Below are 18711 nucleotides of genomic sequence, written 5' to 3' on the forward strand. Positions count from 1 at the left end.
CCGAAGGCAAGGAATACGTGGTCAAGGATGGCGACGTTCTGAACTTCCTCTTCAACGTCTGACCTTCCGGCAGGCCCGTACGGGTCTGCTGGTGCGGTGGACATGTCCGCTATCCCTGTTTGCCTTTGGGCTGACAGGGATTTTTTCTGGCGCTGTCGGGTCCTGCGTCGTCGGCTTTTCTCCATTCACCCCTTGTCGGGCTTTTCGCGCATGAATACCGGAATCCTCTACGCCGCGCTGGCTTATGTTGCATGGGGCTTGTTTCCCCTGTACTTCAAGCAAGTGGCCGACGTGCCCTCTCTGGAGGTCGTGATGCACCGCACACTGTGGTCGCTGGTGGTGGTGTTGGCGCTGCTGGCCGTGCGCAGGCAATGGGCATGGATGGCGTCTGTGGTGCGCCAGCCGCGGGTGCTTGGGGCGTTTGCGTTGTCAGCGGTGCTGTTGTCGGGCAACTGGCTGACCTATGTGTGGGCGGTGCAGAACCACCATGTGGTCGATGCCAGTCTGGGGTATTTCATCCTGCCGCTGGTCAATGTGGCGCTGGGCTTCGTGTTCCTGCGCGAGCGCCCCCGGCCGGGGCAGTGGCTGGCCGTGGCGGTGGCTGCGGCCGGCGTTCTGTGGCTGGCGGTGCAGGCAGGGCGCCTGCCCTGGATCGCGCTGGTGCTGGCCCTGACCTTTGGCTTCTATGGCCTGCTGCGCAAGGTGGCGGTGCTGGGCGCGCTGGAGGGGCTCACCCTGGAGACCCTGATGCTGGCGCCGGTGGCTGCAGTGATTCTGGCCTGGTGGAGCTGGCAAGGACAGGGCGCTCTGGTGCAGGGCGACATGTCCACCGTGGGCTGGTTGTTGTTGGCCGGGCCCATGACGGCCATACCTTTGCTGCTGTTTGCTGCGGGCGCGCGGCGCATCCCCATGTCCACGCTGGGCATCTTGCAATACATCTCGCCCAGTCTTCAGTTTGCGCTGGGGGTGTGGGTCTACCACGAGGCCTTTCAGCCCGCGCGCCTGGTGGGTTTTGTTTTGATCTGGGCCGCGCTGCTGGTGTACAGCGTGGAGGGCTGGTGGACGCGTCAGCGGGTGGTGGTGGCCTGAATCGCAGGGGGCGGTCCCTGTCGCCTGGGCTACTGGAAAACGCGCAGTTCGATTCTGTCAGCCACGCGTAAGATCCTGCGATTTGTCTGACGGGTGCTGCGCGTGTGTTGCTGCACCGCCCACCCACATATCCAGGCCAGAGCCCGCCACCACATGCTTTTTGGACGCAAAAACCTGTTTTCGGCGACGGATGCCTTCCCGTTGACCGATGCCGTGCTGGAGTTCGACGACTCGTCGTCTGTCGCCGTGCGACCTGGACGGCGTGCGCTGGATGGCTTTGGCCCCCGGGGAGAACGCAGTGCGCAGTCCAAGTGGTGGGCTGTGGCGGGGCTCATTGGCCTGTACGCCTTGGCCCTGCTGGGGTTTTATGGTTTGGGCGTGGTGGGAGCCCAGGTGCTGTGGGTGCTGGCCGGTCTGACGGCGGCGGGCTTCGCGGTGTTTGGTGCCTTGTTTCGTTTGGGCCTGCACCAAAAACTGCGGCTGCGCCATCTCAAGCTGGGCATCGTGGTGGCTTCCATCAGTGGCATGCTGGGGTTGTTCTACCTGGAGCCTGTCACGCAGATTCTGTTGGCCCCCTTCATGTTTGTGGCAGTGGCTTATGGCATCTTTACCGTACCCCGGCGCACGTTGCTGGTGCTGACGGCCGGGGTGTTGTGCGCTTATGCGGCAGTGGCAGCCGCGCACTACGCAGAGCAGGGCAACGATGCCCTGCTGCGGCTGGAGCTGATGCACCTGCTGGCGCTGGCGGTCTCCGTGCCCGCGTTCATCGTGCTCATGGGCCGCGTGCAGCGGTTGTACCGCAGCCTCTACCAGGCCAGCCGCAAGATCAAGAACATCCAGGAAGACGCGCAGCGCGACACCTTGCTGGGCTGTTTTAACCGCCGCTACATCCTGGCGGCGCTCGAAGAACAAAAACAGCTCGCCGACGAAAGCGGGATTCCGCTGTGCCTGGCCGTGCTGGACATCGACCATTTCAAGCGCATCAACGACGAACTGGGCCACCTGGGTGGCGACGAGGTGTTGCGCACCTTTGCACGCATTGCGCAGCAGGGCGTGCGCGGCGGCGACGTGTTTGGGCGGTACGGTGGCGAGGAGTTTTTGCTGATCTTCCCTGCCACTTCGCTGCTGCCCTCGCTCAATACCTGCGAACGCATACGGGCCCAGGTCGAGTCGCACGCCTGGACGGGCCTGCTCAAAGGCCGCGTGACGGTGTCCATTGGTGTGACCCAGTATGTGCTGGGCGAGTCGGTGCTGGAGTTCTTCTCGAGGGCAGACACCGCCATGTACATGGCCAAGGAGGGCGGGCGCAACCAGGTGGTGGTTGAGGAGCCCATTGCCAAAGGCGATTCGCAGCTGTCGGACCTGTCAGTCCCCAGCAGTCACGCTTTTCTATAGTTGCCCGCCATCTGCTGGCCATCCGCTTGCGGGGTGCTGGCGGTTTGCTGGCTATCGTTTGCGCTGGCCGGGTTGACAAGCGGCCAGCAGCGCCCACACTGAGGGCCAGTTCCCCGCCACCCGCTGGGTGGCATCGCACCTTTTTGCACCTGCGCTTGGGTGCCGATGCACCAGCCTCTCATCCGTTCCATGCCTCCATCCACCGATCTGTCGGCACAATTTGCCACCGCCGAGCAGCGCGTGCGCATGCTGCTGCAGCAACCGCAGGCTTTTCCCTATCCTGCAGACCTGATGGGGCCGGTGGAATGCATCGAGACCCACATCTCCTGGGTGCTGCTGGCCGGTGACTTTGCCTACAAGTTCAAAAAGCCATTGCAGCTGGACTTTCTGGACTTCAGCACCCAGGCGCTGCGGCATGCGGCCTGCGAGGAAGAGCTGCGCATCAACCGCCGCACGGCGCCGGGCCTTTACCTGGGCCTTGTCGGCTTGGTGGCCGGTGCTGCAGAAGATGCTCCTGCCACCCTTCGGCTGGTGCAATGGCAAGACGCTCCGCCAGGCGCCGAGCCCGCCGTGTGGATGCGGCGTTTTGCCCAGGCGGCACTGCTCGCCACCGCACTGGATGAGCAGCGCGTGTCGCCTTCGCAGATCGACCAGCTGGCGCGCCATGTGGCGCAGTTTCATGCCACGGCCGCCGTCGCCGCAGGCGCCACCATCTGGGGCACAGCAGCGGCGGTGCAAGCGCCGGTGGGTGACTGCCTGGCGGCTCTGCTCCCCTCCGTGGCAGGCGCACTGCCTGGTCAGGGGCCATTGCTGGCGCAGGTGACCATCTGGTGTCAGCATGAGGGGCAAGCCCTGGCCCCCACGTTCGAGGCGCGGCGGGCAGCCGGTCGGGTGCGCGAATGCCATGGCGATTTGCACCTGGCCAACATTGCGCTCATCGATGGCCAGGCCCAGCTGTTCGACGCCCTTGAGTTCAACCCCGCCTTGCGCTGGATCGACTGCGTTGCGGACATCGCTTTCGTGGTGATGGACCTCGCGGCCCATGGTCGGGCGGATCTGGCTTGGCGGTTTTTGAACCGGTGGCTGGAACACACCGGGGACTACGTGGGTCTGCTGGTGTTGCGTTACTACGGTTGTTACCGTGCCCTGGTACGGGCGCGGGTGGCCGCTCTGCGGCTGGACCCCACCGGTGGCGGTGGCGCCGGCGTGCAGGCTGTGCAGGGCGTGGAAGGGTATCTGGAGCTGGCGGCGGGGTTTGCAGGGCAACGGCCCGCGCGCTGGCCCGTGGCGCGCCCTGCCGCGCTGTGGCTGGCCCATGGCTTTTCGGGCGCTGGTAAGAGCACCCATGCGCTGGCCCTGGCGTGCCAGCGTGGACTGGTGCGTGTGCGGGCCGACGTGGAGCGCAAGCGCCTGTTTGGCCTGGCGCCCGATGCTGCCAGCGACGGCATACCTGGCGGCATCTACAGCGCCGAGGCCTCACAGCGCACGCACCAGCGGCTGGCGCAAGTGGCGCGCGAGGTGCTGGCGGCAGGCTATTCCGTGATTGTGGATGCCACTTTTCTGGACCGCGATGCCCGCGCGCTTTTTCTGGCCCTGGCCGATTCTGCGCAAGTGCCCTGCCACATCCTGTCGTTCGAGGCCCCGCTGCCGGTGCTGCGCGAGCGTGTACGCCAGCGGGCGCTGGTCGGAGGCGGTGCGTCAGAGGCGGATGTCGCGGTGCTGGACGCCCAGTGGGCCCGCGCCCACCCCCTGCAGCCCCACGAGGAGGCCATCACGCTGCACGTGGACACCACGGCGCCCGTGGACTGGGGCCGTCTGCTGCCGTCCTGACCTCGATGACCCTGGTGGGCCGCTACATGGCCAGATGCCCGGGCAGGAAGTACAGCAGCACGCTGGTCATCACCAGGTAGCGCAGAAACTTGCCCACAGCCATGTAGGCCAGACACGGCCAGAACGGCAGCTTGAGCCAGCCGGCCACAGCGCACAGCGGGTCGCCCACCATGGGCAGCCAGCTCAGCAGGCAGGCACGCGCGCCAAAGCGCTTGAGCCAGTTCAGCGCCCGTACCTCGGTGGCATTGCCGCGCGCCGTGTCCACTGCCTTGTGCGCACCCAGGCCCATCCACCAGCTCAGGCCGCCGCCCAGGGTGTTGCCCACCGTAGCCACGACGATGGCGGGCCAGAACAGGTCGGGGTTGAGCTTGATGAGACCGAACACTGCAGGCTCGGAGCCCAGTGGCAGCAGCGTGGCCGATACGAAAGACACCACAAAGACTGTGCTCAGGCCGAACTGCGGCAGGGCCAGCCATTCGAGCAGCTGGTGCATCCAGATTTCCATAGCCTTCGAGTGTAGGGGCCGGTGGGGGCCCTATCCGCCCCTGGGGGCTCTGTCCTACAGCGGCGCGCGCCATCGGCGCATGGCTGGGTTGTAGGGGCTTTTGTATCGTCAAAACACATTGGCCCTGAATGACAAACCCAGGAGGTCGCTCATGCTGGTATTGCCCACAACGTCCCATCCACGCCGCTTGAACCCCTCTGTTTCCTTGCCGCCCGCGACCCGCTGGTCATCAGTCGCCATGGCCCTGTTGTTGGCGGCCTGCGTGCACAGCCCCCAGGCGGCCGTGCCCACTCCTGGCTTGCAAGGAGGGCCAATGCTGTGGGAGCCCGCTGCGACAGCGCCTTGCGATAGGGAGCCCGCCGCACGTCCCGCGCTGGAGCGCATTGGCCGCGAGCTGCAGTCCCAGGGTATGGCGTTGCAGGCCACATGCAACACCACCAGCGGTGGCTGGGTGGTGCAGGTGCAGGTGGTGGACGGAAGCAAGGCCCACAAGGTGGTGCGCGGGCCGCTGGCTGACGGGCAGGCCGTGGACATGGGCACCCCGGTGGGCGCCGCGCGGTCGGAGGCGGCGGCGGGCGCCAGCGGTTTCTCCCCGGACGTGCTGCACAACCGCCAGTGGCTGCGGGCGCTCATGGCGCGCCACCAGTTCGACAACCTGCCGGATGCGTGGTGGCATTTCGCGCAGCGGGGTGTGCCGCCAGCCCAGGCTGCAGACACCGATCTCGCCGCCCGGTGAGACTGCAACCAGCGCGTTGAGACGCTGCGGTGTCTGCTCCACAGGGCCAGAGTGGGGGGCAAGGGAAGCGTCCCGTGGGCTGACGCAATGGGGCCCGGTCGGCAGATAGATACGGTGTGTGCTCTATTTCAGTTGCTGAAATTTTGAGCAGGTACAATCCCGCCTCCTTTTTCAGCATCTTTTGCTGCCTCCCCCTTCCTATCCCCGCCCATGCAAATCGGCTACATTCCTTTGGCGAACCGGTTGTTCGTCGCCCCAATGGCGGGCGTCACTGACCGGCCGTTCCGCCAGCTGTGCAAGGCGCTGGGGGCGGGCTATGCGGTGAGCGAGATGGTGACTTCGCGCAAGGACTTGTGGAACAGCCTCAAGACCTCGCGCCGTGCCAACCATGAAGGGGAGCCGGGGCCCATTGCCGTGCAGATCGCCGGCACCGATGCGCCGATGATGGCCGAGGCTGCGGTCTACAACGTGGAACGCGGCGCGCAGATCATCGACATCAACATGGGCTGCCCGGCCAAGAAGGTGTGCAACAAATGGGCGGGTTCCGCCCTGATGCAAAACGAGGCCCTGGCGGTGGAAATTGCCGCTGCCGTGGTCGAGGCTTGCGCGCCCTTCAACGTGCCCGTCACGCTGAAGATGCGCACCGGCTGGTGCCAGGAGCACAAGAACGCCGTGGCATTGGCGCGGCAGTTTGAAAGCGTGGGCATCCAGATGCTCACGGTGCACGGCCGCACGCGTGAGCAAGGCTACAAAGGCCATGCGGAGTACGACACCATCGCGGCGGTGAAGGCTGCTGTGAAGGTGCCCGTGGTCGCCAACGGCGACATCACCTCGCCCGAGAAGGCGCGCGATGTGCTGGCTGCCACATGTGCCGACGCGATCATGATCGGCCGCGCCGCCCAGGGCCGACCGTGGATCTTCCGCGAGATCGGCCACTTTCTGGCCACGGGCGAACACCTGGCGCCACCGCTGGTGGCCGAGGTGAGGCGCTTGCTGCTGGACCACCTGCACGACCACTACAGCCTGTATGGCGAGCTGACCGGCGTGCGCAGTGCGCGCAAGCACATTGCGTGGTACCTGCGCGCGCTGCCGGGCGGCGAGGCCTTGCGGGCACATATCAATACGATCGAAGACTGCACCACGCAGTGGCAGGCCGTGGCCGACTATCTGGACGCCCTGGGCCAGCAGATGGACCGGCTGCCTGCTGCCACCGACGTGGATGCCGACACAGAAGAACAAGAGGGATTGGTTGCATGAGCAAGAAACACATAGAAGAATGCGTGCGCGAAAGCCTGCAGGGCTACTTTCGCGACCTGGGCGGCGAGACGCCCGATGGCATGTACGACATGCTGGTGCGTGTGGTCGAAAGGCCGCTGCTGGAAGTCGTGATGCAGCAGGCCGACAACAACCAGTCGCGCGCCGCCGAATGGTTAGGCCTGAACCGCAACACCCTGCGCAAGAAGCTGGTCGAGCACAAGCTGCTCTGACGGATTGCCTCTGATTGCTATTTATTCTGTAGCTACCAGCGCATGATTCACCAGCGCTACAGCCTGTTTTTATTCAAAACCTCCGCACTACCACCATGAACGCACTCCTCTCCGTCTCTGACAAGACCGGCATCGTCGAATTCGCGCAAGCGCTGCACGCGCTGGGCATCAAGCTCTTGTCCACCGGCGGCACAGCCAAGCTGCTGGCCGACAAGGGCCTGCCCGTGACCGAAGTGGCCGAGGTCACCCAGTTCCCCGAGATGCTCGACGGCCGCGTGAAGACGCTGCACCCCAAGGTGCACGGTGGCCTGCTGGCCCGCCGTGAGCTGCCTGAACACATGGCGGCATTGAAGGAACACGGCATCGACACCATCGACCTGCTGGTGGTCAATCTCTACCCCTTTGAAGCCACCGTGGCCAAGGCCGGTTGCACGCTGGCCGACGCCATCGAAAACATCGACATCGGCGGCCCCGCCATGGTGCGCAGCGCCGCCAAGAACTGGAAGGACGTGGGCGTGATCACCTCGGCCGATCAGTACGAGGCCGTGCTGGCCGAGCTGAAGGCCGGCGGCAAGTTGAGTGACAAGCTGCGCTTTGCGCTGTCGGTAGCAGCGTTCAACCGCATCGCGCAGTACGACGGCGCCATCAGTGACTACCTGTCGTCCGTCACGTTCGAAGAAGAAAAGCTGTCGGAAACCTATGTGCCTGCGCGCACCCAGTTCCCCGGCCAGAGCAACGGCATCTTCACTAAGGTGCAGGACCTGCGCTACGGCGAAAACAGCCACCAGCAGGCCGCGTTGTACCGCGACCTGTACCCCGCGCCTGGCTCGCTGGTCACCGGTGTGCAGCTGCAGGGCAAGGAGCTGAGCTACAACAACATCGCTGACGCTGATGCTGCCTGGGAATGTGTGAAGAGCTTTGAAGCCGCCGCTTGCGTGATCGTCAAGCACGCCAACCCCTGCGGCGTGGCCGTGGGCCTGGACGCGCTGAGCGCCTACAGCAAGGCCTTCCAGACCGACCCCACCAGTGCCTTCGGCGGCATCATCGCCTTCAACCGCGTGGTTGATGGCGCGGCGGCTGCCCAGGTGAGCAAGCAGTTTGTCGAAGTGCTGATGGCGCCAGATTTCACCGCCGAGGCGCTGGAGATCTTCAAGGCCAAGGCCAATGTGCGCCTGCTCAAGATCGCGCTGCCCGCCCACGGTGGCAAGACCGACTGGGAACGCGGCCGCAACGCCATGGACGCCAAGCGCATCGGCTCGGGCCTGCTGCTGCAGACGGCGGACAACCACGAGCTGTCGCTCATCGACCTCAAGGTCGTGACCAAGAAGCAGCCCACGCTGGAAGAAATGGAAGACCTGCTGTTTGCCTGGAAGGTGGCCAAGTACGTCAAGAGCAATGCCATCGTCTTCTGCAAGGGCGGCATGACCATGGGCGTGGGCGCAGGCCAGATGAGCCGCCTGGACTCGGCCCGCATCGCCAGCATCAAGGCGGGCCATGCTGGCCTCACGCTGCAGGGTACCGTGGTGGCCAGCGACGCGTTCTTCCCCTTCCGCGATGGCCTGGATGTGGTGGTGGATGCGGGCGCGACCTGCGTGATCCAGCCCGGTGGTTCCATGCGCGACAACGAAGTGATCGATGCCGCCAACGAACGTGGCGTGGCCATGGTGTTCAGTGGTGTGCGCCATTTCCGCCACTGAAGTGCCGCTGATTCGCTCCGGTCTTGTTCTCGAGCATTAGCATGCACCGCGACGATGAGAGCCCGCCACCCCGGCCCCGCTGGCTCAAGTGGGCACTGGTGGTGTTCATGGCGCTGGTGGTGTTGGGCATGCTCAACCTCGGCTGGCGCATGCTGCAGCCTGGCCCGAGTGCAGCGAGTGCTGCGAGTGCAGCCCAGAGCGCATCCGGGGGCGGCAGCTCTGCCACACAGCCTTCCGCATCAGCTGGGCTTCGCCTGGTGGAAGCATCGGATTGCCTGCGCTGCCACGGCATGGAACGCTACTACGTAGGCCCGTCGTTCCAGGAGATTGCAGCGCGTTATCGCGACCGTGCCGACGCGGTGGACTATCTGGCCCGCAAGATCCGCAACGGCAGTGTGGGCGAGTGGGGGCGCACCGTGATGCCGCGCCACCCGCAGGTGACCGAGGCCCAGGCGCGCGAGATGGCGCAGTGGCTGGTGTCGCTGCCGGTGCTGCCAGCCGCTGCACAGAGCGCGCGGGCGGCAGAGGCCGCCTCAACCCCCCGCTGATGGCGGCAGCCGCCGGGGCTGGATGTCCGCTGGGGCTCAGGCCCCAAAGCTCATCGGCAGGCCCACGTAATTTTCCGCCAGCGACACCGAGGCTGCACGTGAGTGCACCAGGTAGTCCAGCTCGGCCTCCTGGATCTTCTGACCGAACTCGCCCGTCTCTGGAAAGCGGTGCATCAGCGAGGTGAACCACCACGAGAATCGCTCTGCACGCCACACGCGGCGCAGGCAGCGGTCAGAGTAGGTGTCGATGCCTACGGACGATTTCTCGTTGTAGAACTCGGACAGCGCGGTCCACAGATAGCCCACGTCGCTGGCAGCCAGGTTGAGGCCCTTGGCGCCGGTGGGCGGCACGATATGGGCCGCATCGCCTGCCAGGAACATGCGGCCAAACCGCATGGGCTCGGCCACAAAGCTGCGCAGCGGGGCAATGCTCATCTCCAGCGCCGGGCCGGTCACCAGGTTGGCGCGGGCCTCGGGGTCCAGGCGGTTGCCCAGTTCGGTCCAGAACTGGTCGATGGTCCAGTTCTCGACCTTGTCGGTGGTGGGCACCTGTACGTAATAGCGGCTGCGGGTGGCGCTGCGCATGCTGCACAGCGCAAAGCCGCGCTCGGTGTTGGCGTAGATGAGTTCGTGCGACACCGGTGGCACGTCGGCCAGCACGCCCAGCCAGCCAAAGGGGTACACGCGCTCGTAAGTCTTGAGCAGATCGGCCGGCGCGCTGGCGCGGCACACGCCGTGGTAGCCGTCGCAGCCCGCGATGAAGTCGCAGGCCAGCTCGTGGGTCTGACCATCCTTCTCGTACGTCACGCGCGGGTGCTGTCCGTCAAAGTCGTGCACTTGCACGTTCTGTGCGTCGTACACGGTGGTCAGGCCTGCCGCCGCGCGCGCGTCCATCAGGTCGCGGGTGACTTCAGTCTGTCCGTACACCGTCACGCGGCTGCCGCCGGTCAACTCGTGCAGGTCGATGCGGTGGCGCTTGCCCTTGAACAGCAGCTCGATACCGTCGTGGGGCAGGCCCTCGGCATGGGCCCGGGCACTCACGCCCGCCTGGTCCAGCAGGTCCATGCAGACCTTCTCCAGCACCCCGGCGCGAATGCGGCCGAGCACGTAGTCGGGGCTGCGCTGTTCGATGACGACGGCGTCAACGCCGGACTTGTAGAGCAACTGACCGAGCAGCAGGCCGGCGGGGCCGGCACCAATGATGGCAACCTGGGTGCGCATGGAAAACCTCTGGGAATGGGAAGTGGGGGGTGGGGGGATACCGAAAACCAGTGGCCTTGAGCGTAGGTTGATCCAGATCAAAGCGATATCCGGTGATGCCGATTGCGTGCGATCAATCGATGCTTTGTGCGATGATCGCGCAGTCTCCGGGGTGGTTGGCGTCTGCAACCCCTGGCCGCCAGTGCGCTGGGCTGCTGCGGGGTCCCGTCAGCCCCGTTGTCTCAGCCAGTCCAATCAACCAGCACTTCATACCTCAGCCCATGACCTCCACCCCCATCGCCAAGGCAGACTTCATCGAAGGCATGGCCAAAGGCATGGCCGTGCTGGAGAGTTTTGACACCGAGCGCCAGCGCCTGAATGCCACGCTGGCGGCGCAGCGCACCGGCCTCACGCGCGCGGCAGCGCGGCGGCACCTGTTGACGCTGGCGCACCTGGGGTATCTGGAGACGGATGGCAGCTACTTCTGGCTGGCGCCCAAAGTGCTGCGGTTTTCGGGCAGCTATCTCGCTTCAGCGCGTTTGCCCCGTGTACTGCAGCCCACGCTGAACCGGCTGGCGGCGCAGACCCAGCAGTCGTTCTCGGCGGTGGTGTTGGACGGGGACGAGGTGGTGATCGTGGCACGCAGTGGCGTGTATGGCGCGCCATCGCGGGTGCTGGCCTATGGCTTGCACCTGGGCGCGCGGCTGCCGGCCCACCCTACGTCCACCGGCCGCGTGTTGCTGGCGGCGCTGCCCCCGGCGGAGTTGACCGCCTGGCTCAAGAACCGGCCCTTGCACCGCCTCACGCCCCAAACCATTACGCAGGTAGGCCCGCTGCGGCAGGTGATCACCAAGGTGCGGCGCGACGACTATTGCCTGGCCGTGGAGGAGCATGAGTTGGGCGTGCACGCGCTGGCCGTGCCGCTGCGCAACCTGCAGGGCCACACGGTGGCTGCGCTCAACGTGGTGGCATCGCCCAAGCAGATGGACGAGGGCAGCCTGCAGCGCGACATGCTGCCGCTGCTGCAGGATGCAGCCCGTGAGCTGCGCGGACTGCTGTGACTGTCTGCCGCAAGCCTCGTCGCCATGAAAAATGGCCCTCGTGAGGGCCATTCAGTGCCAAATTGGCAGGAAGCGCTAGTGCAATTTGCGATGTCAGCTATTATTTTGAGAGCGTCTTGAACACTTCGCGCGCAGCAGCCACGGTGGCTGCCACGTCGTCGGCGGTGTGGGCGGCGCTCACAAAGCCCGCTTCATACAAGGCCGGTGCAATGTAGATGCCCCGATCCAGCAGACCGTGGAACAGCTGGTTGAACCGCGCACTGTCGGTCTTGAGCACCTGGGCGTAGTTCTGCGGCAGTTCGGGCAGCAGGAAAAAACCGAACATGCCGCCTTCGCTGTCGCCGCAGAACGGCACTCCTTCTGCCGTGGCAGCGCCTTGCAGGCCTTCGACGAGTGAGCGGGTACGGGCCGACAGCGCATCGAAGAAGCCGGGCTTCTTGATTTCGCGCAGCGTGGCCAGCCCGCAGGCCGTGGCCACCGGGTTGCCCGACAGCGTGCCCGCCTGGTACACCGCGCCCAGCGGTGCGAGGTGTTCCATGATGGCGCGCGGGCCACCAAACGCCGCCAGCGGCATGCCGCCGCCGATCACCTTGCCCAGCACCGTGATGTCGGGCTTGAAGCCTGGGATGCTCTTGGCATAAACGCTTTGCGCGCTGCCCAGGGCCACGCGGAAACCCGTCATCACTTCGTCGAGCACCAGCAGCGCGCCGTATTCGGTGCATAACTCGCGGCAGCGCTTCATGAACGGCACGGTCGCGCGCACCAGGTTCATGTTGCCCGCAATGGGTTCGATCATCACGCAGGCCAGTTCCTTGCCGTGCAGGGCAAAGGCTTCTTCCAACTGGGCGACGTTGTTGTATTCAAGCACCAGGGTGTGCTGCACCACTTCGGGCGGCACACCAGCGCTGGTGGCATTGCCAAACGTGGCCAGGCCCGAGCCAGCCTTGACCAGCAGCGAGTCGGCATGGCCGTGGTAGCAGCCTTCGAATTTGATGAACTTGCTGCGCCCCGTGGCGCCGCGCGCCAGGCGGATGGCGCTCATGCCCGCTTCGGTGCCCGAGCTGACCAAACGGATCATCTCCATGGACGGCACCAGGCTCAGGATCTCTTCGGCCAGCTCGACCTCGCGCTCGGTGGGCGCGCCAAAGCTGAAGCCTTCAAGCGCGGCCTTCTGCACGGCCTCCAGCACAGCAGGGTGGCCGTGGCCCAGGATCATGGGGCCCCAGGAGCCGATGTAATCGATGAAGCGCTGGTCGTTGGCATCCCAGAAGTAGGCGCCTTGTGCGCGTTTGACGAAACGGGGCGTGCCGCCCACCGCCTTGAAGGCCCGCACGGGCGAATTCACGCCGCCGGGGATCAGCGCCTTGGCGCGTTCGAACAGGGGAATATTGAGATCAGTGCTTGGTGTCATGGGGTGGCATCACAAAACCCTCCAGGGCCTGTGTTTCATCAATCGTGGTTTCTTCTTCGTCGGGGTCGGTCTCGTCGTCCTCGGGCTGCGCCCAGAACATGCGGTCGGGAACGATATGCCCCATGCCGGGGCGAAAGCCTGCATCCAGGCAGCGGTCGAGGTAGCCCAGCGCTTCGCTGGTGGCTTCGCCAAGGTCATTGCCGCTGGCCACCAGGGCAGTGAGTGCGGCCGACAGCGTATCGCCCGCGCCCGAGAAGGTGGCGTCGAACAACTCGAACTTGCCGCTGCCCAGCACGGTTTGGGGTGATGCCAGCACGTTCTCGACGAACTGCTCGGGCAAGGGGATGCCAGTGACTAATGTGTAAGGCACGCCCATCTCGGAGGCGGCCCGGGCAATGTCACGCGCAGTGGGGCTGCGCTCGCCCGCCCAGTCCGGCAGCAGCCAGCGCCACAGCGTGCTGTGGTTTCCAACCAACACCGAGGTCTGCGGCAGCAGCAGCTCGCGGAAGGCGTCGAGGTACTCGTCGATCAGCTCGTCCCGCCACCAGGACAGGTTGGGCATGTAGGCGATCACGGGGACTTCGTCATAGTCGGTCGTGATCTCGGCAATGGTGCTGATGTTCTCGGGACTGCCGACAAAGCCGACCTTCATGGCCTGTACTGGCAGGTCTTCCAGCACGGCACGCGCCTGCTCGGAGACGGCCTCGTCGTCGAAGCTGAAGTGGTCAAAAATCTGAGCGGTGTCGCGGGCATAGGCCCCGGTCACCACGGCAATCGGGTGCCCTCCAACCGAGGCGATGGTGGTGATGTCGGCGGTCAGTCCGCCGGCTCCGCTGGGGTCGCTGGCATTGAACACCAGCACACAGGCCGGGCTCGCTTCCTCCGCGTCATCGTCGTCAATATCTGGGATTTCGGAGGGGGGAAGGGAGGCTTTGGTGGTCATGGACCAGATCCTGCTGGAGGGGTGGCACGGAAGCTGCAGGCCGCAGAGATCACTAGATACAATCGTTGCATTCTATGTGAAGGCCCTTTAAGCTGTGACCGACTTTAAAACTTGGATGTGTTTGATTTGCGGCTGGATTTATGACGAAGCTGAGGGTTCTCCCGAACACGGCATTCCACCCAACACGCCATGGGATCAGGTCCCGATGAACTGGACCTGCCCAGAATGTGGCGCCCGCAAGGAAGATTTCGAGATGGTCCAGATCTGAGGCGCTCCAGCACCATTCGCTGCTGCGTTGTTTATTTTCTCCATCGGGAGCAGTGACAATTGACTACAACAGGCGCATCTTTCAAAGTGCTCGTGGTGGATGACAGCAACACCATCCGTCGAAGCGCCGAGATTTTTCTCAAGCAGGGGGGGCACGAAGTCTTGTTGGCCGACGACGGCTTTGATGCTTTGGCCAAAGTCAACGATTACCAGCCTCAGCTGATTTTCTGCGACATCCTCATGCCCAAGCTCGACGGGTACCAGACCTGCGCCATCATCAAGCGCAACGCCCGTTTCGCAGATACCCCGGTGGTAATGCTGTCCTCCAAGGACGGCGTGTTCGATAAAGCGCGTGGGCGCATGGTCGGCTGCCAGGAATATCTCACCAAGCCGTTTACCAAAGACCAGCTGTTGCAGGCAGTGCAGCAGTTTGGCAATTCCCAACAAGGAGCCATGTAATGCCCATTCAGAAAGTATTGGTCGTCGACGACTCGAAGACCGAGTTGATGTTTTTGACGGACCTGCTTCAGAAAAAAGGCATGCAAGTCCGTACCGCAGAAAATGCCGAAGAGGCGTTTCGCCGTCTGGCCGAAGAGAAGCCTGATCTCATCCTGATGGATGTGGTGATGCCAGGCCAAAACGGTTTTCAGCTCACGCGTGCCATCACCCGCGATCCCCTTTACGCTGATGTGCCCATCATCATGTGCACCAGCAAGAACCAGGAAACCGACCGTGTCTGGGGCATGCGCCAGGGTGCGCGCGGCTACATTACCAAGCCGGTGGACCCCGCAGAGCTGCAGGCCAAAATTGACGCTCTGAACTGAGGCAGCGGCGCGCTCATGGCAAACCGCGAAGCCCTACGGGAGCTCCAGACCCGACTTGCCAGCCGTTTGCAGGCTGCAAGGTCCGAAGGTACGTCTGTGTCCTCCTGGCTGGCTGTAGAGTCCGCCGGGAATTTCTATTTGCTGCCCCTGGGGCAGTCTGGGGAGATTTTCCCCTGGGTGTCGGTGCAGGCGGTGCCTTACACCCAGAGCTGGTTTCTGGGCGTGGCCAACCTGCGAGGCGGGCTGGTGGGTGTGGTGGATCTGGCTGGTTTGCTGGGCTCTACCGCGCCACGCACCGAGCAAGCCCTGTCCGAGGCCAGTCTGCTGGCTTTCAATGCGGCGCTCGACGTCAACGCTGCGTTGCTGGTGGACCGCCTCGCCGGTCTTCGCGGCACGGATGCGTTTGTATCGTCCGAGCCGCCCGCTGAGGATTCGCCCAGCTTCTTCGGCACCACCTATATCGATTCCAGTGGCACACGCTGGCAGGAGCTGAACTTGCAGATCCTGTCCCAACATCCCGCTTTCCTGAGCATCAGTGCTTGAGTTTTTCTGTAAGGCTGCACCATGTCCGTCGTCAATCAATTTGGAAAACTGTTCAACCGGAAACCCGCCACGCCTGACACTGGCGCAGCCACCGGCACGACCGACGATGGGCAGGATCTCCTGGCCACCGGAGCACTGGATGGTTCGCAACTGCGCGACTCCTATCAGGCTGAAGCCATGAACAGCGTCCAGGGCGATCCCGACGGCTACACGCCCGAACTGACCGCGCCTGAGGCCGAAGAAGACCTCATCAGCCTGCCCCTGCTGGGCCGCTCGACCGCTGCTGGCCATCAGCGCCGTCTGCTGGCGCTGCTGGCCGTGGGTGTGGTGGTGCTGGCTCTGATCGCTGGTTGGGTGCTGCAGCAGGCCGACCGTTCTGCACAACAGCTCGCGGCTACTGGCCAGTCGCTGATGCAGTCGCAACGTCTTGCCAAGTCGGTGTCGCAAGCGCTGGTGGGTAGCCCACAAGCCTTCCCGGACGTGGTGGAAAGCTCTGGCGTGCTGGCTCGCAACGTGCGGGCCCTCAATGCCGGTGACAACGAACTGGGCGTACAGTCGTTGGGAGAGCCCTTCAAGCCCGATCTGGATGCCGTCAATCCGCTGATGGAGCGCGCCGAGCGCAACGCCAGCGTGGTGATGGGCCAGCAAAAGATTCTGACGCAGGTGGGTGACGCTCTGCGTACCATCAACCGCCAGTCGTCCGACCTGCTGGAAATCGCTGAAACGGTCTCCTCGCTCAAGCTGCAACAGAACGCCCCTGCGGCCGAAATCTCTGCTGCAGGCCAGCTGGTGATGCTGACGCAGCGTATTGGCAAGTCCGCCAACGAATTCCAGACCATGGAAGGCGTGAGCCCCGAGGCCGTGTTCCTGCTGGGCAAGGACTTGAACTCCTTCAAGGAAATTGCACAAGGCCTGCTGGAAGGCAGCCCAGAGTTGCGCCTGTCAGCCACCAAAGATGCGCAGACCCGCGAGCAACTGGAAGCCCTGATCAAGCTGTACGAGCAGACCCGCACCCAGGCGAGCGCCATTCTGGGCAACCTGCAAGGTCTGGTGTCTGCCCGTGAGGCACAGTCCGCCATCATTGCCGACAGCGAACCGCTGCGCCGCCAACTGGAAGGTCTGCAAACCAAGCTGTCTGCACAGACCGGTCTGGGCGCCGGCCAGTTCGCCGCCCTGGCGCTGGCAGGCTTGTTCGTGCTGCTGTGCGGTATCGGCATTTCGCGCGTCCAGCTGCTGGACAGTCGTGGTCGCCAGGCAGCTGCTGAAAACCAGCAACGCGACGCCAAGCGCCAAGAGCAGGAAGCCAAGCGCGTCAACGACGCCAACCAGGCCGCCATTTTGCGTTTGATGAACGAACTGCAGTCGGTCGCTGAAGGTGACCTGACGCAAGAAGCCACCGTGACAGAAGACATCACCGGCGCCATTGCCGACTCTGTGAACTACACGGTGGAAGAGCTGCGCCAGCTCGTGGGTAGCGTGCAGAACACAGCGACCCGTGTGGCACAGACGACCGCCCAGGTGGATAACACTTCGACCGAACTGCTGGCGGCATCGACCGAGCAGCTGCGCGAGATTCGCGAAACCGGCCGCTCCGTTCTGGACATGGCAACCCGCATTAACGAGGTGTCCACGCAAGCGCAAGAGTCCGCCACGGTGGCCCGCCAGTCGCTGCAAGCTGCGGACTCGGGTCTGCAGGCCGTGCAAAACGCCATCGGCGGTATGAACTCCATCCGCGACCAGATCCAGGACACCTCCAAGCGGATCAAGCGCCTTGGCGAATCGTCTCAGGAGATCGGTGAAATCACCGAGCTGATTTCCGATATTACCGAGCAGACGAACGTGCTGGCTCTGAACGCTGCCATCCAGGCAGCATCCGCCGGTGAGGCCGGTCGCGGCTTCTCGGTGGTGGCGGAAGAAGTGCAGCGTCTGGCTGAACGTTCGGCCGATGCGACGCGCCAGATTTCTGCCCTGGTGAAAGCCATTCAGACCGACACCCAGGACGCCGTAGCCGCTATGGAACGCTCCACGCAGGGTGTGGTGGAAGGAGCCCGACTGTCCGACAGCGCCGGTACCGCGCTGACCGAGATTGACCGCGTGTCGCGCCGTCTCGCCGAACTGATTGAGCAGATTTCGTCTTCGACTTCCCGGGAAGCTGTTCTGGCCAACGAAGTGGCCGACAACATCCAGCACATTTTTGCGGTGACCGAGCAGACGGGTGAAGGTACTCGCACCACAGCGCAGCAGGTGCGCGAGCTCTCGCACATGGCTGAAGAACTGCGCCAATCGGTGGCACGGTTCAAGATCGCCTGACGCAGCAGTTAGTCATCAACCAGCTGGCTCATTGCAGCCGGGGACGAATCCATGTCATCTATTGATGTCAACAATGCACCGGCCGCCGACGGGACCCAGGGAGATCAGGACCTGGGTCCTTTGGCTTGGGTGCTTGACGAGCTGCGCAAATCGCTGGACGGTGCTGTCAAGGCGATGCGGCGCTTTGTGCGTGATGCCGAGGTAGCACGCGAGTCTGATCTGGCGGCGCTGGACGCTGGACCCCTGCGCATTGCGCGCCAGCAACTGCACCAAGCCTGTGGTGCGCTGGAAATGGTGGGCATGGGCCCTCCGGCGCTGGTGTTGCGGTCCATGGAATCGGCGGTGCAGAAGTTTGTCCAGCGCCCCGAAACCTGCAGCGATGACGCTGCCGCAGTGATCGAGCGCGCCAGTTTTGCACTGATCGAATACCTCGAAACCGTGCTGGCGGGTAAAGCCGTATCGCCAGTGGCCCTGTTTCCGCAGTACCGCGATGCCCAGGCATTGGCAGGCGCTGACCGCGTTCATCCCGCTGACCTTTGGCCGGTGGAGCGCCGTTTCCGTGAACCCGAAGGTGCGGTGTCGCGCCCACCTCTGCCCTACGGTCCCGAGGCGCGGGCGCGGCTGGATGCTGCTGTGCTGCGCATCGTCAAGTCGGGGGACCTGAAGGCCGCCCTGAGCCTGCGCGACACCTGCCTGGGCTTTGTGGCCGCACAAACAGATCGGCAGGCGCGTGCGTTCTGGAAAATTTGCGCGGGTTTCTTCGATGCGTTTGGCTCGGGCCTTTTGCCGCCAGATGTGTACGTCAAGCGCGTGGCATCCCGTGTGCTCATGCAGTACGCCACCTTGGCCAAGGGCGATCCGACGA

18 protein-coding genes and 1 pseudogene are annotated in these 18711 nt (G+C 64.2%); 15 read left to right on the plus strand and 4 right to left on the minus strand.

All coding sequences use genetic code 11. The features are described from left to right. Positions 1-210: 210 nt before the first annotated feature. The 3 genes from rarD to ISS20_RS16020 all read left to right on the plus strand — a co-directional run bounded on the left by rarD (position 211) and on the right by ISS20_RS16020 (position 4314). Positions 211-1089: an EamA family transporter RarD gene (gene rarD, locus ISS20_RS16010; RefSeq protein ID WP_291438009.1), complete on the plus strand. Its 879-nt coding sequence runs from the start codon at positions 211-213 to the stop codon at positions 1087-1089. Between the two features lie 153 nt (positions 1090-1242). After that, positions 1243-2484: a diguanylate cyclase gene (locus ISS20_RS16015; RefSeq protein ID WP_291438010.1), complete on the plus strand. Its 1242-nt coding sequence runs from the start codon at positions 1243-1245 to the stop codon at positions 2482-2484. 189 nt (positions 2485-2673) lie between these two features. Next, positions 2674-4314, plus strand: coding sequence for a bifunctional aminoglycoside phosphotransferase/ATP-binding protein (locus ISS20_RS16020; RefSeq protein WP_291438011.1), 1641 nt, complete (start codon positions 2674-2676; stop codon positions 4312-4314). Between the two features lie 22 nt (positions 4315-4336). Here ISS20_RS16020 and ISS20_RS16025 read toward each other — a convergent pair whose 3' ends face one another. Beyond that, on the minus strand, positions 4337-4819 hold the full coding sequence (locus tag ISS20_RS16025; RefSeq protein WP_291438012.1) for a YqaA family protein: 483 nt from the start codon (positions 4817-4819) through the stop codon (positions 4337-4339). Between the two features lie 238 nt (positions 4820-5057). Here ISS20_RS16025 and ISS20_RS16030 point away from each other — a divergent pair, with 238 nt between their 5' ends. From ISS20_RS16030 to ISS20_RS16050, 5 genes are all read left to right on the plus strand, one after another. Next, positions 5058-5555, plus strand: coding sequence for a M15 family metallopeptidase (locus ISS20_RS16030; RefSeq protein ID WP_291438013.1), 498 nt, complete (start codon positions 5058-5060; stop codon positions 5553-5555). A gap of 210 nt (positions 5556-5765) precedes the next feature. After that, positions 5766-6812, plus strand: coding sequence for a tRNA dihydrouridine synthase DusB (gene dusB, locus ISS20_RS16035; protein ID WP_291438014.1), 1047 nt, complete (start codon positions 5766-5768; stop codon positions 6810-6812). Beyond that, on the plus strand, positions 6809-7042 hold the full coding sequence (locus ISS20_RS16040; protein WP_015015597.1) for a Fis family transcriptional regulator: 234 nt from the start codon (positions 6809-6811) through the stop codon (positions 7040-7042). Before dusB ends, ISS20_RS16040 begins: the two co-directional genes overlap by 4 nt. A gap of 95 nt (positions 7043-7137) precedes the next feature. After that, positions 7138-8739 (plus strand): bifunctional phosphoribosylaminoimidazolecarboxamide formyltransferase/IMP cyclohydrolase, encoded by a 1602-nt coding sequence (purH, locus tag ISS20_RS16045; protein ID WP_291438015.1) that lies wholly within the window; start codon positions 7138-7140, stop codon positions 8737-8739. Positions 8740-8780: 41 nt separating this feature from the next. Next, complete coding sequence (locus ISS20_RS16050) at positions 8781-9287, plus strand: c-type cytochrome (RefSeq protein WP_291438016.1); 507 nt, start codon at positions 8781-8783, stop codon at positions 9285-9287. A 36-nt stretch (positions 9288-9323) separates the two neighbouring features. On the opposite strand, the gene pobA is transcribed toward ISS20_RS16050, so the two are convergent. Continuing rightward, entirely contained in the window at positions 9324-10508 is a 1185-nt protein-coding gene (gene pobA, locus ISS20_RS16055) for a 4-hydroxybenzoate 3-monooxygenase (protein ID WP_291438017.1), read from the minus strand. A gap of 260 nt (positions 10509-10768) precedes the next feature. Between pobA and ISS20_RS16060 the strand changes: the two genes are divergently transcribed. Continuing rightward, complete coding sequence (locus tag ISS20_RS16060; RefSeq protein WP_291438018.1) at positions 10769-11548, plus strand: IclR family transcriptional regulator C-terminal domain-containing protein; 780 nt, start codon at positions 10769-10771, stop codon at positions 11546-11548. A 100-nt stretch (positions 11549-11648) separates the two neighbouring features. On the opposite strand, the gene hemL is transcribed toward ISS20_RS16060, so the two are convergent. Both hemL and ISS20_RS16070 read right to left on the minus strand, forming a co-directional pair. Next, complete coding sequence (gene hemL, locus ISS20_RS16065) at positions 11649-12959, minus strand: glutamate-1-semialdehyde 2,1-aminomutase (RefSeq protein ID WP_291438019.1); 1311 nt, start codon at positions 12957-12959, stop codon at positions 11649-11651. Continuing rightward, positions 12943-13902 (minus strand): bifunctional hydroxymethylpyrimidine kinase/phosphomethylpyrimidine kinase, encoded by a 960-nt coding sequence (locus ISS20_RS16070; protein WP_291438020.1) that lies wholly within the window; start codon positions 13900-13902, stop codon positions 12943-12945. Before ISS20_RS16070 ends, hemL begins: the two co-directional genes overlap by 17 nt. Positions 13903-14017: 115 nt before the next feature. Between ISS20_RS16070 and ISS20_RS16075 the strand changes: the two genes are divergently transcribed. From ISS20_RS16075 to ISS20_RS16100, 6 genes and pseudogenes are all read left to right on the plus strand, one after another. Beyond that, on the plus strand, positions 14018-14170 hold the full coding sequence (locus ISS20_RS16075; protein ID WP_165836572.1) for a rubredoxin: 153 nt from the start codon (positions 14018-14020) through the stop codon (positions 14168-14170). Positions 14171-14229: 59 nt separating this feature from the next. Next, positions 14230-14628 carry a response regulator gene (locus tag ISS20_RS16080; protein WP_005796099.1) on the plus strand — a complete coding sequence of 133 codons (399 nt, stop codon included), beginning with the start codon at positions 14230-14232 and terminating at the stop codon, positions 14626-14628. Beyond that, positions 14628-14993, plus strand: a complete 366-nt coding sequence (locus tag ISS20_RS16085; protein ID WP_005796104.1) for a response regulator — start codon at positions 14628-14630, stop codon at positions 14991-14993. The genes ISS20_RS16080 and ISS20_RS16085 overlap by 1 nt, the downstream gene beginning before the upstream one ends. Positions 14994-15008: 15 nt before the next feature. Continuing rightward, entirely contained in the window at positions 15009-15536 is a 528-nt protein-coding gene (locus ISS20_RS16090) for a chemotaxis protein CheW (protein WP_291438021.1), read from the plus strand. Between the two features lie 21 nt (positions 15537-15557). Next, the gene (locus ISS20_RS16095; protein ID WP_291438022.1) at positions 15558-17846 is read left to right on the plus strand and encodes a methyl-accepting chemotaxis protein; all 2289 of its coding nucleotides are present in this window, start codon (positions 15558-15560) and stop codon (positions 17844-17846) included. A 51-nt stretch (positions 17847-17897) separates the two neighbouring features. Continuing rightward, positions 17898-18711 (plus strand): annotated as a pseudogene (locus ISS20_RS16100) (hybrid sensor histidine kinase/response regulator); the annotation flags it as partial.

Source organism: Acidovorax sp., assembly GCF_016783915.1.
GTDB lineage: Bacteria > Pseudomonadota > Gammaproteobacteria > Burkholderiales > Burkholderiaceae_C > Acidovorax.

Bases quoted from the DNA above. Each gene is read 5' to 3' on its own strand.
- ISS20_RS16075 (WP_165836572.1), top strand. From the start codon at position 14,018: ATGTGTTTGATTTGCGGCTGGATTTATGACGAAGCTGAGGGTTCTCCC.
- rarD (WP_291438009.1), top strand. From the start codon at position 211: ATGAATACCGGAATCCTCTACGCCGCGCTGGCTTATGTTGCATGGGGC.
- ISS20_RS16030 (WP_291438013.1), top strand. From the start codon at position 5,058: ATGGCCCTGTTGTTGGCGGCCTGCGTGCACAGCCCCCAGGCGGCCGTG.
- ISS20_RS16070 (WP_291438020.1), bottom strand. From the start codon at position 13,902: ATGACCACCAAAGCCTCCCTTCCCCCCTCCGAAATCCCAGATATTGAC.
- ISS20_RS16090 (WP_291438021.1), top strand. From the start codon at position 15,009: ATGGCAAACCGCGAAGCCCTACGGGAGCTCCAGACCCGACTTGCCAGC.
- ISS20_RS16020 (WP_291438011.1), top strand. From the start codon at position 2,674: ATGCCTCCATCCACCGATCTGTCGGCACAATTTGCCACCGCCGAGCAG.
- ISS20_RS16085 (WP_005796104.1), top strand. From the start codon at position 14,628: ATGCCCATTCAGAAAGTATTGGTCGTCGACGACTCGAAGACCGAGTTG.
- ISS20_RS16050 (WP_291438016.1), top strand. From the start codon at position 8,781: ATGCACCGCGACGATGAGAGCCCGCCACCCCGGCCCCGCTGGCTCAAG.
- dusB (WP_291438014.1), top strand. From the start codon at position 5,766: ATGCAAATCGGCTACATTCCTTTGGCGAACCGGTTGTTCGTCGCCCCA.
- ISS20_RS16025 (WP_291438012.1), bottom strand. From the start codon at position 4,819: ATGGAAATCTGGATGCACCAGCTGCTCGAATGGCTGGCCCTGCCGCAG.
- pobA (WP_291438017.1), bottom strand. From the start codon at position 10,508: ATGCGCACCCAGGTTGCCATCATTGGTGCCGGCCCCGCCGGCCTGCTG.
- purH (WP_291438015.1), top strand. From the start codon at position 7,138: ATGAACGCACTCCTCTCCGTCTCTGACAAGACCGGCATCGTCGAATTC.
- ISS20_RS16040 (WP_015015597.1), top strand. From the start codon at position 6,809: ATGAGCAAGAAACACATAGAAGAATGCGTGCGCGAAAGCCTGCAGGGC.
- ISS20_RS16015 (WP_291438010.1), top strand. From the start codon at position 1,243: ATGCTTTTTGGACGCAAAAACCTGTTTTCGGCGACGGATGCCTTCCCG.
- ISS20_RS16060 (WP_291438018.1), top strand. From the start codon at position 10,769: ATGACCTCCACCCCCATCGCCAAGGCAGACTTCATCGAAGGCATGGCC.
- hemL (WP_291438019.1), bottom strand. From the start codon at position 12,959: ATGACACCAAGCACTGATCTCAATATTCCCCTGTTCGAACGCGCCAAG.
- ISS20_RS16095 (WP_291438022.1), top strand. From the start codon at position 15,558: ATGTCCGTCGTCAATCAATTTGGAAAACTGTTCAACCGGAAACCCGCC.